Source organism: Microbacterium sp. ISL-59 (assembly GCF_018613945.1).
GTDB lineage: Bacteria > Actinomycetota > Actinomycetes > Actinomycetales > Microbacteriaceae > Microbacterium > Microbacterium oxydans_B.
The window spans coordinates 1,158,504-1,172,605 of record NZ_JAGGPG010000002.1 but is presented as its reverse complement, the minus strand read 5'-3'; the positions used below and the strand labels follow the sequence as shown (position 1 = coordinate 1,172,605).

General features: G+C 68.9%; 11 protein-coding genes. 8 read left to right on the top strand and 3 right to left on the bottom strand.

The genetic code is table 11. The features are described 5' to 3' along the window. Positions 1–8 precede the first annotated feature (8 nt). A complete protein-coding gene (locus J7E45_RS09705) occupies positions 9–974 on the bottom strand; it encodes a MoxR family ATPase (RefSeq protein WP_091028356.1) in 966 nt (321 codons plus the stop codon). Positions 975–1,404: 430 nt separating this feature from the next. Here J7E45_RS09705 and J7E45_RS09700 point away from each other — a divergent pair, with 430 nt between their 5' ends. Next, positions 1,405–2,829: an NAD(P)/FAD-dependent oxidoreductase gene (locus J7E45_RS09700; protein WP_308162093.1), complete on the top strand. Its 1,425-nt coding sequence runs from the start codon at positions 1,405–1,407 to the stop codon at positions 2,827–2,829. An 86-nt stretch (positions 2,830–2,915) separates the two neighbouring features. On the opposite strand, the gene J7E45_RS09695 is transcribed toward J7E45_RS09700, so the two are convergent. Next, on the bottom strand, positions 2,916–3,605 hold the full coding sequence (locus tag J7E45_RS09695) for a Pr6Pr family membrane protein (protein ID WP_215068831.1): 690 nt from the start codon (positions 3,603–3,605) through the stop codon (positions 2,916–2,918). A 105-nt stretch (positions 3,606–3,710) separates the two neighbouring features. On the opposite strand from J7E45_RS09695, the gene J7E45_RS09690 reads away from it, so the two are divergent. Together J7E45_RS09690 and J7E45_RS09685 are read left to right on the top strand one after the other, a co-directional pair. Next, positions 3,711–5,870 (top strand): adenylate/guanylate cyclase domain-containing protein, encoded by a 2,160-nt coding sequence (locus tag J7E45_RS09690; RefSeq protein WP_215068829.1) that lies wholly within the window; start codon positions 3,711–3,713, stop codon positions 5,868–5,870. A 2-nt stretch (positions 5,871–5,872) separates the two neighbouring features. Next, positions 5,873–7,297: a mechanosensitive ion channel domain-containing protein gene (locus J7E45_RS09685; RefSeq protein ID WP_215068827.1), complete on the top strand. Its 1,425-nt coding sequence runs from the start codon at positions 5,873–5,875 to the stop codon at positions 7,295–7,297. A 96-nt stretch (positions 7,298–7,393) separates the two neighbouring features. On the opposite strand, the gene J7E45_RS09680 is transcribed toward J7E45_RS09685, so the two are convergent. Next, positions 7,394–8,326, bottom strand: coding sequence for a DMT family transporter (locus J7E45_RS09680; RefSeq protein WP_215068825.1), 933 nt, complete (start codon positions 8,324–8,326; stop codon positions 7,394–7,396). Positions 8,327–8,513: 187 nt separating this feature from the next. Between J7E45_RS09680 and J7E45_RS09675 the strand changes: the two genes are divergently transcribed. The 5 genes from J7E45_RS09675 (at position 8,514) to J7E45_RS09655 (ending at position 14,070) form a co-directional block, all read left to right on the top strand. Next, entirely contained in the window at positions 8,514–9,800 is a 1,287-nt protein-coding gene (locus tag J7E45_RS09675; protein WP_215068823.1) for an adenylosuccinate synthase, read from the top strand. 10 nt (positions 9,801–9,810) lie between these two features. Then, a complete protein-coding gene (locus tag J7E45_RS09670) occupies positions 9,811–10,920 on the top strand; it encodes a beta-propeller fold lactonase family protein (RefSeq protein ID WP_215068821.1) in 1,110 nt (369 codons plus the stop codon). Between the two features lie 69 nt (positions 10,921–10,989). Further along, a complete protein-coding gene (locus J7E45_RS09665; RefSeq protein WP_215068819.1) occupies positions 10,990–12,408 on the top strand; it encodes an MFS transporter in 1,419 nt (472 codons plus the stop codon). Between the two features lie 73 nt (positions 12,409–12,481). Further along, positions 12,482–13,069, top strand: a complete 588-nt coding sequence (locus J7E45_RS09660; protein ID WP_215068817.1) for a biotin transporter BioY — start codon at positions 12,482–12,484, stop codon at positions 13,067–13,069. A gap of 44 nt (positions 13,070–13,113) precedes the next feature. Next, entirely contained in the window at positions 13,114–14,070 is a 957-nt protein-coding gene (locus J7E45_RS09655) for a proline dehydrogenase family protein (protein ID WP_215068814.1), read from the top strand. Positions 14,071–14,102 lie beyond the last annotated feature (32 nt).

The following is a 14,102-nucleotide window of genomic DNA, read 5'->3' as shown; positions in this document are numbered from 1 at the left end:
CGGAGGGGTCAGGGCGTGGGGACCGACGCGAAGATCTGGTCGATGATCTCTTCGCTGCGGACGCCCTCGGCATCCGCCTCGAAGGTCAGCAGCACGCGGTGGCGGAGCACCAGGTGGCGCAGCTCGCGGATGTCTTCGGGCAGCACGTGGGAGCGGCCCTTCAGCAGCGCCAGCGCCCTGGACGCTTGCAGGAACGCGATGCTCGCGCGCGGGCTCGCGCCGTACTTGATGAAGCGGGCGCGCTCCTCGCCGATGTACGGCGCCGGGTTCCGGGTCACGTAGGCGATCGACACGATGTAGTTGCGGATCGCGGGGTCGACGTAGATGCGGCTCGCGACGTCTTGCAGCAGGCGCACGTCGTCGAGGCTCACGGCGCTGGTCACATGCCGGTCCGGGTCGAGCACGCCCGAGTCGATGCGGCTGAGCACCTCGAGCTCTTCGGCCGGGCTCGGGTATTCGACGATCTCCTTGAGCAGAAAGCGGTCCATCTGCGCCTCGGGCAGTTCATACGTGCCCTCCTGCTCGATCGGGTTCTGCGTCGCGATCACGAGGAACGGCTTCGGCAGGTGGTGGATCTCGCCGCCGATCGTGGTCTGGTGCTCCTGCATCGCCTCGAGCATCGCGCTCTGCGTCTTGGCGCTGGAGCGGTTGATCTCGTCCAGCAGCACGAAGTTCGCGTGCACCGGACCGAGCACGGTGCGGAAAGAGCCCGTCGCCGCGTCGTAGATCTGGTTGCCGGTGATGTCGCTCGGCAGGAGGTCGGGGGTGCACTGGATGCGCTTGAACTGCGCCTTCACGGTGTCGGCGAGGGTGCTGGCCGCCGTGGTCTTGGCGAGGCCCGGCACGCTCTCGAGCAGGATGTGGCCGCCGGCGATGAGCGAGACGAGCAGGCTCGTGCGCAGCCGCTCCTGGCCGACCATCTTCGCCGAGTAGGAGGTGGAGATGATGCGCAGGACCTCGGTGGCCCTGGCCATCTCGGCATCCGTCGGAGCGCCGTTCGCCGGTGCTGATGCCGGTGCCGACGCGGGTGCGGGGTCGGGTGTGCGCACGGGGGCAGGCGGGGGCGGAGGCGCGGCCGGATACGGGGATGCGGCGTTCAGGTCATGCATGCTCTCTCCTCCTGAGGAGCGCGGCGCGTCCCCCCGCGGACCAGCGTAATAGCTGCGCCTGTGGGGCGGGATTCTCCCCGTCGGGCGGAGCTCTCATCGCGAACGCTCCGCCCCACGTCGAGATCTCCGCCCCGGGCGTTCCCCTCGCCGCCGGCTCGCGCGACCGACACTGATACCGTCGAAGGGCAGCCGCTTTCCGGGCAGGTCGAGCTTTTCGCTCCCACCGGGACAGACCTGTTCCTCGCTCGGATGCGGCCGCTGACCGATACATGACTGAAGAGTATGAGGACGATACGTGACGAGCAGAGAACGAGTAGCGATCATCGGCGCCGGCCCCTCGGGTATGGCGCAGCTGCGGGCCTTCGAGTCCGCGGGCCGGGCGGGGGCGGACATCCCCGAACTGGTCTGCTTCGAGAAGCAGGCCGACTGGGGCGGGCAGTGGAACTTCACCTGGCGCACGGGACTCGACGAGTTCGGCGAGCCGGTGCACTCCAGCATGTACCGCAACCTGTGGTCGAACGGCCCGAAGGAGGCGCTGGAGTTCGCGGACTACAGCTTCGACGAGCACTTCGGCCGTCCCATCTCCTCGTATCCGCCGCGTCCGGTGCTGTGGGACTACATCGCCGGCCGCCTGGAGAAGAGCGACGTGCGCGACCTGATCCGCTTCCAGACCGTGGTGCGCTGGATCGAGTTCGACAGCGAGCGCGAGGTGTTCACACTCACCAGCGAGAACCTGCCCACCGGTGAGTCGACCGTGGAGGAGTTCGACCGCGTCATCGTCGCCAGCGGGCACTTCTCCTTCCCGAACATGCCGGACTTCGCCGGTATCGAGACCTTCCCCGGCTACATCAGCCACGCCCACGACTTCCGTGGCGCCGAGGCGTTCGCCGCCAAGGACGTGCTCGTGATCGGTGCGAGCTACTCGGCGGAGGACATCGGCAGCCAGGCGTTCAAGATGGGCGCGCGCTCGGTGACGGCGAGCTTCCGCTCAGCGCCGATGGGCTACGACTGGCCCGACGGAATCGAGGAGCGCCCGGTCGTCGAGCGGTTCGAGGGCAGCGTCGCATTCTTCGCCGACGGCACCTCGAAGCACGTCGATGCAGTGATCATGTGCACCGGGTACCTGCACAAGTACCCGTTCCTCCCCGATGACCTGGCGCTGTCGTCGCCGAACAACGTTTACCCCGACGGTCTCTACCGCGGCGTGGTCTGGCAGGGCAATCCGCGTCTGACCTACCTCGGCGCGCAGGACCAGTGGTTCACGTTCAACATGTTCGACGTGCAGGCCTGGTTCGTGCGCGACCTGATCCTCGGCCGCATGGCGCTGCCGGACGAGGCCGAGCGCGCCGCATCCATCGCCGAGTGGCGCGCGCGATTCGGGCAGATCGACTCGGCGGCCGCGGAGATCCGCTTCCAAGCCGACTACATCCGCGACCTGCTGGAGCTCACCGACTACCCGGAGTTCGACATCGACCGGGTCGTCGAGATCTTCCTCGCGTGGAAGCACGACAAGCAGGACGACATCATGGGCTACCGTGACCGCGTGTACGAGTCGGTCATGACCGGGACGCTCGCGGTCGTGCACCACACGCCGTGGCTCGAAGAGCTCGACGACTCCCTCGAGCGGTACCTCGATGTGGATCCGGATGCCGTCGAGCCGGCGCGCCTCATCGCGGGGCAGCCGCGCGACGACGACCGCGAGGCTCTCGCCACCGTCTGACCGTCCGCTCGCCCCCTTCTGCGCGAGCCGCCCCCTTCCGTGCGCACGGAAGGGGGCGGCTCGTCCGCAAGGGGGTGGGGGGGAAGTCAGTCGGTTCCGCGGCGCCTTCCGATCCAGACCACGCCCGCGGCCACTCCGACGATCGCGACGGCGATGCCGACGATGTATCCCGAGACCCCGAGGTAGCCGCCGGGAACCAGGTGCGGGTCGAGGAACGGATAGGGGTACCACCAGGGGTCGCCGGTGGCTGGAGCGATGATGAAGTTCGCGCGGATCAGCGTGTAGACGGCCCAGGCCAAGGGGAAGATCGCCGTGATGGCGACGGTGCTCCACCCCAGCGCGCGGCGGCGCGGGGCGAACAGCACGTCGATCAGCAGGACCAGCGGGATGACGACGTGCAGCACCTCGTTCGACCAGGGGACGGTGACACCCTGGGGGAGTTCGACGTTCCGCAGCAGCGTGTTGTAGACGATGCCGGTGACGATCATGTAGGTGCTGACGCACACCAGGAGCACCGCGAGCCAGCGGGGTTCCGCGTCGGTGGTGCGGCGGTGGCGCAGAGCCCAGATCGCGGCGATGAGCAGGACGATCGCGGCGAGGATGTTCGACTCGATCGTGAAGAAGCTGAGGAAGTTCGCCGCCACCGTCGGCAGGTGGCCGCCCCACTCGGTCGTCGCATCGAGGCCGTTCTGCACCGAGCGGGTCAGCTGCGCGGCGACCGCCGCGAGCGCGAGCAGGGCTGCGGCGATGCGCAGATAGGGCCACCAGGTCGTCATTTCGCCTCCGGACGCAACTGTAGCGGCAGATTTCCGTAGACCGTGGGACCGATATATCGATATCGTCGGATCGTTCACGCAGGTGCGCGCATGGCGGAGGGGCAGATGAGCGACAGCGGTAATGGCACGGTCGATGCGGGTGTGGTGAAGAAGGGGCGGTTCCGGCGAGCCGGCCTCAGCATCCAGTCGAAACTCCTCATCATGCTGCTGGCGGTGAGCCTCGTGTCATCCGTGATCGTGGGAGCCATCGGCTTCATCAACGGGCGCCAATCCCTCCACGACTCGGCGGTGGATCAGCTCATCACGATCCGCTCGATGCGGGCGGCAGAGGTCACGACGTTCATGGAGAGCGTTCGTCGCGATGCCTCCCTGCACTCGCGGAACCTCAGCGCGCAGAACATGTCGACGGCGGTCAATGCGGGCTTCGCCGACCTCGCCGACGTGGAGCTCGACGAGAGCCGGCGCGACGCGGTGGAGTCCTATTACCAGGACGTCTTCATCCCCGAGCTCGAGGGGCGGTCGGGCGAAGAGTACGGCGATACGGCATTCATCCCGGAGACCAGTGCCGGGCAGTACGTGCAGTCGGAGTACGTCACGGGCAACGAGGACTTCGACGCCGACTACGACGCGCAGCTCGATCTCACCGACAGCGGGGACGGCACGAGCTACTCGGCTGCGACCGGAAGGTACGGCGACTACTTCACGCGCCTGGTGCAAGAGGCCGGCTACGAGGACGCCCTGCTGCTCAACCTCGACGGCGATGTCACCTACTCCGCCTACAAGGGGGTCGAGCTCGGTACAAACCTGCTGACCGGTCCCTACCGCGAATCCGTCCTGTCGAAGGCATACTCCGAGGCGATCGCGACCAACTCCGTCAACACCGTCGTCCTCACGGACTTCGATCGCTGGATCCCCTCCCTCAACGTCCCCGCGATGTGGGTCGTCTCCCCGGTCGGCAACGACAGTGGCATCACCGGGGCGATGGCGTTCCAGATCTCCATCGACACGATCAACGACGTGATGACGGGCAAGGAGCAGTGGAAGGCGCAGGGCCTCGGCGACACCGGCGAGGTCTACCTCGTCGGACGCGACGACCTGATGCGCAGCACCGCTCGGCGGCTCGTCGAAGACCCCGAGGACTACGTCAAGCGCCTCATCAGCGGAGGGATGGCGCCCACGATCGTCGACCGCATCGGTGCCATCAAGGGCACGGTCCTGCTGCAGCCGGTCGACACCAAGGCCGTGCAGGAGGCACAGGCGGGCCGCAGCGGCACGGTCGTCGGGCGGGACTTCATCGGCGGTGAGAGTGTCACCGCGTACGCTCCGCTCGAGATCGAAGGTCTCGACTGGGTGGTGATCGCGCGGATCGACACCGCGGAGGCCTTCGAGCCGGTCAACGTCTTCACCCGCAACGTGCTGTTGTCGCTGCTCGGGATCATGCTCGGCGTCTCCCTGTTGTCGCTGTTGCTCGCGCAGGTGTTCACGCGGCCGATCCACCGGCTCGTCGGCGCCGTGCATCGTGTCGCCGAGGGCGACCTCGACGTGCAGGTGCCGCAGAGCTCGCGCGACGAGTTCGGCGACCTCGGCAACGCCTTCAACGACATGGCCTCGAGCCTGCGCATCAAACAGGAGCTGATCGAGGAGCAGCAGAAGGAGAACGAGAAGCTGCTGCACACGTTGATGCCGGCGAGCGTTGCGACCAAGTACAAGCAGGGTGACGAGGCGATCACCGAGGCGCACGAGAACGTGTCGGTCGTGTTCGCCGAGCTGGTCGGGTTCGATGACCTCACGCGCGACATGAGCGCAGAGGAGGAGATCGGCCTCCTCAACACGCTGATGCGCGGGTTCGACGAGGCAGCCGAGAAGGCGGGCGTCGAGAAGGTGCGCACGCTGCGCGGCGGGTATCTCGCGTCGTCGGGGCTGATCGTGCCCCGGGTCGACAACATCCGCCGCACCGTCGACTTCGCCCGCAACCTGCTCGGGGTGATCGAGCGCTTCAACGCGCAGAACGGCACCCAGATCTCGTTGCGTGCCGGTGTCGACACCGGCACCGTGACCAGCGGTCTCGTCGCGCGCACCAGCCTCGCCTACGACCTGTGGGGTGACGCCGTGAACCTCGCCTACCGGGTGCGCTCGGTCAGCGGCGAACCCGGCATCTACGTGAGCCAGACCGTGCGCGACCGCACCCAGGAGCTGGTCACCTACGTCGAAGCAGGGACGGTGGAGACGCAGGGCAGGACCGAGACCGTGTGGAAGGTGGTCTGATCATGGGCGACGTGTTCACGGGCGGGTGGGGCTGGTGGGTGCTCACGCTCGCCGTCGGGGTGCCCGTGCTGCTGGTCGTCCTCACCGAGCTGATCGGCGCGCTGACCCGTCGGGGCAACCCGGTCGCGAAGCCGCTGCGGATGCTGCGCAACTGGGTCATCCCGGTCGGTGCGCTGTTCGCCCTGCTGATCTTCGCGATCCAGTCGCCGGCGGATCAGGTGTGGACGCGCGTGGTGGCGACGGTGTTCGGGTTCCTCGTGATCCTGCTCGTGCTGTCGGCGTTCAACGTGGCCCTGTTCGCCAACGCGAAGCCGGGCTCGTGGCGCGAGCGCATCCCGTCGATCTTCGTGGAGATCGGCCGACTCGTCCTGGTCGGGGTCGGACTCGCGCTGCTGTTCTCGTGGGTGTGGGATGCCGACGTGGGCGGGCTGTTCACCGCCCTCGGCGTCGGGTCGATCGTGATCGGTCTCGCCCTGCAGAACGCGGTGGGCGGTGTGATCTCGGGTCTGCTGCTGCTGTTCGAGCAGCCGTTCAAGATCGGCGATTGGCTGGATGCCGCGGGGGTTCGGGGCCGGGTCGTCGAGGTGAACTGGCGCGCGGTGCACATCGACACGGGCTCCGGCATCCAGATCGTGCCGAACTCCTCGCTCTCGGGGGCGTCGTTCACGAACCTGAGCGAGCCGGAGGGGCCGTACTCGGCCGAGGCCGCCGTGACCTTCTCGACCGACGACCCGCCACATGAGGTGATGGCGCTGCTCGTCGAGGTGGCGGACTCGTTGCCGATGCGGCTGCAGCGGCAGCGGGCGACGGTGGACTACTCGGGAGCCGGCGCGTACTCCGTATCGATCCCCGTCGCGGGGCCGGCCGATGCCTCCCGCGCGCTGTCCATGTACCTCTCCTGGCTCTGGTACGCCGCGCGACGCCGTGGGTTCGCGCTCGACGGCGACTCGACCGATCCGCTCGCCGAGCCGCAGCGCCTGGTCGAGGCGATGCAGGAGATCGCGCCGACCCTGCACCTGCGCGACGACGACATCGAGGCGATCCTCTCGGATGCCCGGCTGGAGCGCTACGGCGTCGGCGAGATCGTGATGCCCAGCGGGGTCGTGCCCGACGAGGTGCGCGTGGTGCTGTCGGGCCGAGCGATGCTCGCCCTCGAGGTCGACGACGGCCGGGTGGAGTTCGCCGCCGCGGAGAAGGGCGATCTCATCGGGCAGACCGCCCTCACCCGCGAGCGCACGCAGGCCGTGACGGTGGCCGGCGAGATCCTGACCGTGGTCGTGCTGCCGCTGACAACGATCGATGCGCTGATCCGCACGCGTCCGCGCCTGGCTACAGAGATCGGGGAGTCACTCGAGCTCAAGCGGACTCTGGCGGCCTCGCGGCTCGCCGAGCTCGGCATCGCGCGCGGAGTCATCACCGGGCGGTGAGCGGGCGCAGGCCGCAGGTCGCAGAAACGCATCAATGTCGCACAGTTCCCCGGGTTCTCTGCGACATCCTTGCGGTTCTGCGGCGCGAGACCGCGATCAGGCCCGCCGGCCCCACCGCAGCCGCGTGATGAGCACGCCGAGCAAACACAGCGCGCCACCGAGGAACATGAGCGGCGTGGGCACCTCGCCGAGGATCGCCCAGGACATCAGGATCGCGATGGCCGGGACCACATAGGTGGTCGCGGAGGTCTGCCCCGCGGTGCTGCGCTGCAGCACGTACGCCCAGGTCGTGAAGGCGATCGCGGTCGGGAAGATGCCGAGGTAGACGACCCACAGCGTCGCATCCAGCGGTGCGATCTGCAGGGCGTCGATGAGCTTCCCGATCCATGGCAGCAGCGCGACGGTGCCCGCGATCGCGCCGAGCCAGGTCAGGGTGGTCGGGTCGACGCCCGAGGTGAGCAGCCGCTTCTGCACGAGCGTGCACCCGGCGTACATGACGGCGGCGAGGAGGGCGAGCAGCAGCCCCGTGATGTCTGGCCCCGCGCTGGTGGAGGAGTTCATGCCGATCAGGACGACACCGAGGAACGCGATGGGCGCCCCGATCACGAGCGGCTTCGGGAAGCCCTCGCGCAGGAACAGGCCGCTGAAGACCACGACCATGAGGGGTGCGAGGTTCACGACCATCGCGGCGGTGCCGGCGTCGAGCGTGAGCTCTGCGCTGTTCAGGGCGAGGTTGTAGACGCAGAACCAGCCGACGCCCCACACCGCGATGAGCAGCCAGTGGCGGCGCTCGGGAACACGGATGCCGTGCCGCAGCGCGATGAGGGTCAGCACGACGGTGCCCACCGCCATCCGCAGCAGCGCGAGAGCACCCGGGTCGTAGTGCGGGCCTGCTCCGCGGATGCCGATGAAGGCGGAGGCCCACAGCACCACCGTGACCAGCGCGGCGATGAGCACGAGCGGCCCCTGCGCCTTCGACGCCCCGGCGTCGGTGCGGATCCCGGGGTCGCCGGATGTGGCTCGTGACATCCTCCGATCCTCGCAGTGGCCTCCGACATCGGTCGACCACCCGAAGTGCCAACCGCCGTCGCTTTCCCGCCGGTCTGCAGGGAAGACGTCCGGAAGGGCGTCGGGGAACCCTTCGATAGGATGGGACCGCCCGAAGAGGGCCAGCTCATCAGCCGGTGCGAACCCGGCGAAAGCCAGGGGGATACCCATGCCAGGAATCGTTATCGTCGGCGTGCAGTGGGGCGACGAAGGAAAGGGCAAGGCCACCGATCTTCTCGGTGAGCGCACCGATTGGGTGGTGAAGTTCAACGGCGGCAACAACGCCGGGCACACCGTCGTCGTCGGCGACGAGAAGTACGCCCTGCACCTGCTGCCCTCCGGCATCCTCTCTCCGGGTGTGACGCCCGTGATCGGCAACGGCGTGGTCGTCGACCTCGAGGTGCTGTTCTTCGAGCTCGAGGCGCTCTCCGCGCGTGGCATCGACGTGTCGCGGCTCAAGGTCAGCGCCAACGCGCACATCATCACGCAGTACCACCGCACGCTCGACAAGGTCACCGAGCGCTTCCTCGGCAAGCGCATGATCGGCACGACCGGTCGCGGCATCGGTCCGGCATACGCCGACAAGATCAACCGCGTCGGCATCCGCGTGCAGGACCTGTTCGACGAGAACATCCTGCGCCAGAAGGTCGAGGGCGCACTCGACCAGAAGAACCACCTGCTGGTGAAGATCTTCAACCGTCGCGCGATCACCGCCGACGAGGTCGTCGAAGACCTGCTCTCCTACGCCGAGCGGCTGCGGCCGATGGTCGCCGACACCGGCTACCTGATCGCCCAGGCGCTCGACCGCGGCGAGGTCGTCGTCTTCGAGGGCGGCCAGGCCACCATGCTCGACATCGACCACGGCACCTACCCGTTCGTCACCTCCTCTTCGGCCACGGCCGGCGGCGCGGCGACCGGCGCAGGAGTCGGCCCCGGTGCGCTCGACCGCATCGTCGGCATCGTCAAGGCGTACACGACACGCGTCGGCTCCGGCCCGTTCCCGACCGAGCTGTTCGACGAGCAGGGCGAGTGGCTGCGCAAGCAGGGCTTCGAGTTCGGCACCACCACCGGCCGTCCGCGCCGCGTCGGCTGGTACGACGCGCCCATCACCCGCTACGCGACACGCATCAACGGCATCACCGACCTGGTGCTCACCAAGCTCGACATCCTCACGGGTCTCGAGCAGATCCCGGTGTGCGTGGCCTACGACGTCGACGGTGAGCGGTTCGACGAGGTGCCGGTCAACCAGACCGACTTCCACCACGCGAAGCCGATCCTGGAGTACTTCCCCGGCTGGAACGAGGACATCTCGGTGGCACGCACCTTCGACGACCTGCCGAAGAACGCGCAGGACTACGTGCTCGCGCTCGAGAAGATGAGCAACACCCGCATCTCGGTGATCGGGGTCGGCCCCGAGCGCGACCAGGTCGTCGTCCGCCACGGTCTGCTCGACTGACCGGCGCTCCATGACGCGATTCTGGCTCGGCGGCTACGGCCCCGGCATGGATGGGCAGGCCGAGGGCATCGGCCTGCTCGCGGGGGATGAGGGCCGTGAGGCCAGCACGCTCGCCTACCGCGGTGCCGTCGTGGAGACGCCCTCGCCGTCGTGGCTGGCGCAGCATCCGTCCCTCGACGTCGTCTACGCGTCGCTCGAGGGCGACTCCGCCGTGCAGGCCTTCTCGCGCACCGGCGAATCGGCGCTCACTCCGCTGGGTCCGCCCGCGGTGGTCGGCGACACCGTCTGCCACGTGGCGGTCGCCCCGAACGGCTCGGCGCTGGTCGCCAGCTGCTACGGTGACGGCCGCGTGGTGCGGTTCGACCTCGATCCGGAGGGGCGCATCCTGCCCGCGAAGCCGGATGCCGCCGCAGCTCTCCGCGCGGCCCTGTTCGGTGACGACGTCGACCCGGATGCTCCGGCCGCGACCCCTCCCGGCGACGGCGTCGCGGCGGTCGACCCGTATGCGGTCGGCGGCGACCGCGTCTCGCGCGCCCACGCCGCCGTGTTCCTTCCCGACGGCCGCATCGCCACGACCGACCTCGGATTCGACCTCGTGCGGTTCTGGCGGCAGAGCGGCACCGGTCTTACCCTCGATCACGAGGTCGTGCTGCCCCTCGGAACCGGACCGCGGCATATGGTCGTGCACCCCAGTGGACACCTGCACGTCGTGACGGAGTACTCGTGCGAGGTGTTCACGCTCGCTCGCGCGGCGAACGGCACCTGGAGTGTCGTGTCGGTGACCATGGCGAGCCCGATCGCCGAGGTGGGCACCGACTTCCCGGCCGAGCTCGCCCGCACTCGTGACGGGCACTTCCTCTACACGGCCCTGCGCGGCAGCAACACCATCGCGGCGCTGCGGGTGCGCGGCGGAGGTGAGGCCCTCGAGTCGGTGGCGCTCGCCGATGCGGGTGTCGACTGGCCGCGCCACCACCTGGTGCACGAGGGCAAGCTGCTCGTCGCCGGCCAGCGCTCCGACACGATCACCCTGCTCGACCTCGACGAGCGCACGGGCGCGCCGCTCGGCATCCGTCATGAGGCACAGGTCCCGACGCCGACGCACTTCCTGCCCGTGCGCTGAAGCCCCGCAGTCGCACTCGCGAAACCCGCGCTTGACCTCGACCTCACTTGAGGTTCTAGCGTCGTCTCCATGACCACAGAGACCGGGCAGACGCCCGCGCCGGCCGCACCCGCACCACGCATCCTGAACAGCGAGTATGTCTGGATCACCATCGGTGCGTGCGCGCTCGTGTTCCTCGGGGCGTTCGAGTCGCTCGCCGTGACCACGGTCATGCCGACGGTGAGCGCCGATCTCGGCGGCGAGCGGCTGTATGCGCTCGCATTCGCCGGACCCCTCGCCACCGGGGTCATCGGCATGGTGATCGCGGGGAACTGGGCCGATCGTCGTGGCCCGGTGGCGCCGCTCTACACGGCCGTCGCGATGTTCGTGTTCGGGCTGCTCGTCGCGGGGCTCGCGCCGAGCATGGAGGTCCTCGTGGCGGGCAGGTTCGCGCAGGGGCTCGGCAGCGGAGGGCTCATGGTCGCGCTCTACGTCGTGGTCGCCCGTGTCTACCCGCAGGCGCTGCACCCGGCGATCTTCGCCGGGTTCGCGGCCGCCTGGGTCATCCCCTCGCTCATCGGTCCGACGGTTGCGGGAGCGGTGACCGAGCTCTGGAGCTGGCACTGGGTCTTCCTCGGTGTCGTCATCCTCGTGCTCGTGGCGCTGCTCATGGTCATCCCCGCCCTGCGCGGGCTCGCGAACGACGGCGATGCGTCGACGCCCTGGGCGTTCGGGAGGCTCGGCTGGTCGGTGCTGGCCGCGGTGGCCGTGCTCGCGCTGAACCTGGTCGGCGACATCCCCGGGGTCGGGCCGGTGCTGGCGCTCATGGCCGTGGTGGTCGCCCTCATCGCGGTGCGCCCACTGGTCCCGCGCGGCACCCTTCGCGCCCGGCGAGGGCTGCCCTCGGTCATCCTCGTCCGCGGGGTGGCCGCCGCCGGGTTCTTCGGCGCACAGGTCTACCTGCCCTATCTGCTGACCGATCGCTACGAGCTCTCGCCGACGCTCGCGGGACTCTCTCTGACCGGCGGCGCTCTCGCCTGGTCTCTCGCCGCGACCGTCCAGGGGCGGATGGGTGTGCGGCTCTCGAGCGTCACGGCCGTGCGGCTGGGGACGATCCTCGTACTGGCCGGCATCCTGCTGATCGTCGCGACCGCCGGTTTCGGCTGGGACGCCCTGATGGTCGCGGTCGCCTGGGTCGTCGCGGGGATGGGCATGGGCTTGATGAGCCCCAGGACCAGTGCCCTGACCCTCGCGATGTCGACACCCGCGGACCAGGGCTTCAACAGCGGCGCCATGACCGTCGCCGATTCGTTCGGCGCCGCCCTGGCCCTGGCCGTCACCGGAACCCTGTTCACCGCGCTCGCGGCCACGGATCCGTTCCTCGGGGTGTTCGTGCTGGCCGCGGTCGTCGCAGGTGCGGCGGCGGTCCTCGCGCCGCGGATCCGTGTCGCGGTCGCCGGTGAAGGAGGGGTGGCGGACGCGGCTGTCCCTGAGGGCCTCGCCGGGTGATTTGCGCGGGAGGGGCGGCATCCGTACTCTGATGAACGGTGTTCAGGTGAACACTGTTCAGGAAGGATGTGCGATGACCGCCTCAACTCGTGACACCAGTGCGACCCTCGGCAGGGTGGCCGTGTTCGCCGCCCTCATCATCGTGCTCGGTACGGTCGTCGTGCCGCTGCCGGGCGGGGTGCCGATCACGGGGCAGACGCTCGGTGTCATGCTCGCCGGCCTCGTGCTCGGCCCGCGCGTCGCTCCCTGGTCGATCGCGGTCGTGCTGGCGCTCGCCGCGGTGGGACTCCCGGTACTGGCCGGAGGCCGCGGTGGCCTCGGTGTCTTCGTCGGACCGACCGTGGGCTACATGATCGGCTGGATCGTCGGCGTCGTCGTGATCGGTCTCCTCCTGCGCACCGGACGCTTCACCTGGTGGCGGACTGCACTGGCCGCCCTCGTCGGCGGAGTGTTGGTGGTGTACGCGTTCGGCATCCCGATGCAGGCACTCGTGACGGGCGTCCCGCTCGACCTCACCGCGCTGTCGAGCCTGGCCTTCCTCCCCGGAGACCTGATCAAGGTGACCGCGGCCACCCTCGTCGTCGTCGCCCTGCGTCGCGCCTACCCGCGTGCCTTCGCCGACAGTCGTCCTGCTGCCGCACCGGCTGTCGCATCCGCCTAGGCGTCGGTTTCCGGAAAGCGACGCTTGTCCATAGGTTGATGATCATGGAACTGAACGACGAGACGAGGGCGCACGCTGCCGACACCCTGCGTGCGTGGGCCCTGGACGAAGAGCTCAAGCGCCGGGTGCTGTCTTCTCCCGCAGGTGCAGCCGTCGCTTCCACGATCGCCCGTCGCTACATCGCCGGCGAACGTGCGGAGGACGCGATCCGTCTGGTCCGACAGAACCACGAGGCCGGGCATCGAGGAAGCATCGAATGCGTCGGAGAATCCGTGCGCGATCAGGCAGTGGCGGACAGCGAGACCCAGGAGTTCCTGCGCCTGATCGACGCGCTCGCCGCGTCCGGGACCGAATCCACCATCTCTTTCGACCTCTCCCACGTGGGATCCGTGGTCGACAGAGAGCTGGGCCTGACGAATGCTCTGACCATCGCTGCTGCGGCGCGCGAGGCCGGCACGTCGATCATGATCTCCGCCGAAGGCTCCGACCGTACGGACCTGGTCCTGGACCTCTACGAGGCGATCGCGGATGAGTACCCCGAGACCGGCGTGACGATCCAGGCGCGGCTGCACCGCTCCGCTTCCGATCTCGAGCGGATACTGCATCGCCCTGGGCCCATCCGACTGGTCAAAGGGGCCTTCCTCGAGAGCGAGGACGTAGCCCTCGCCCGAGACTCGGCGGAGCTGGCCGACAGCTACCTGGACCTGGCCGGGGTGCTCCTCGAGTCGAAGCACCGTGTCAACCTGGCCACGCACGACGCCGCCCTCGTGTCCCGTCTCCAGCACCGGTTCGGCGACGGACTGCAGGGCGACGTCGTCGAATTCGAGGTGCTCCAGGGCCTCGGCCCCGACCTGCGGGACGAGCTGCAGGCCACGGGTCACGCGACCCGCGAGTACGTGGTCTACGGGCCCGAGTGGTGGCTCTACGTCCTCAACCGCATGGCTGAACACCCGGAGCGCACGATCGCGGCCCTCGCCGACCTTCACGGAGTGCAGCTCTGACCTCACGACCGCGAATCCCCCGAGGCGGCGGC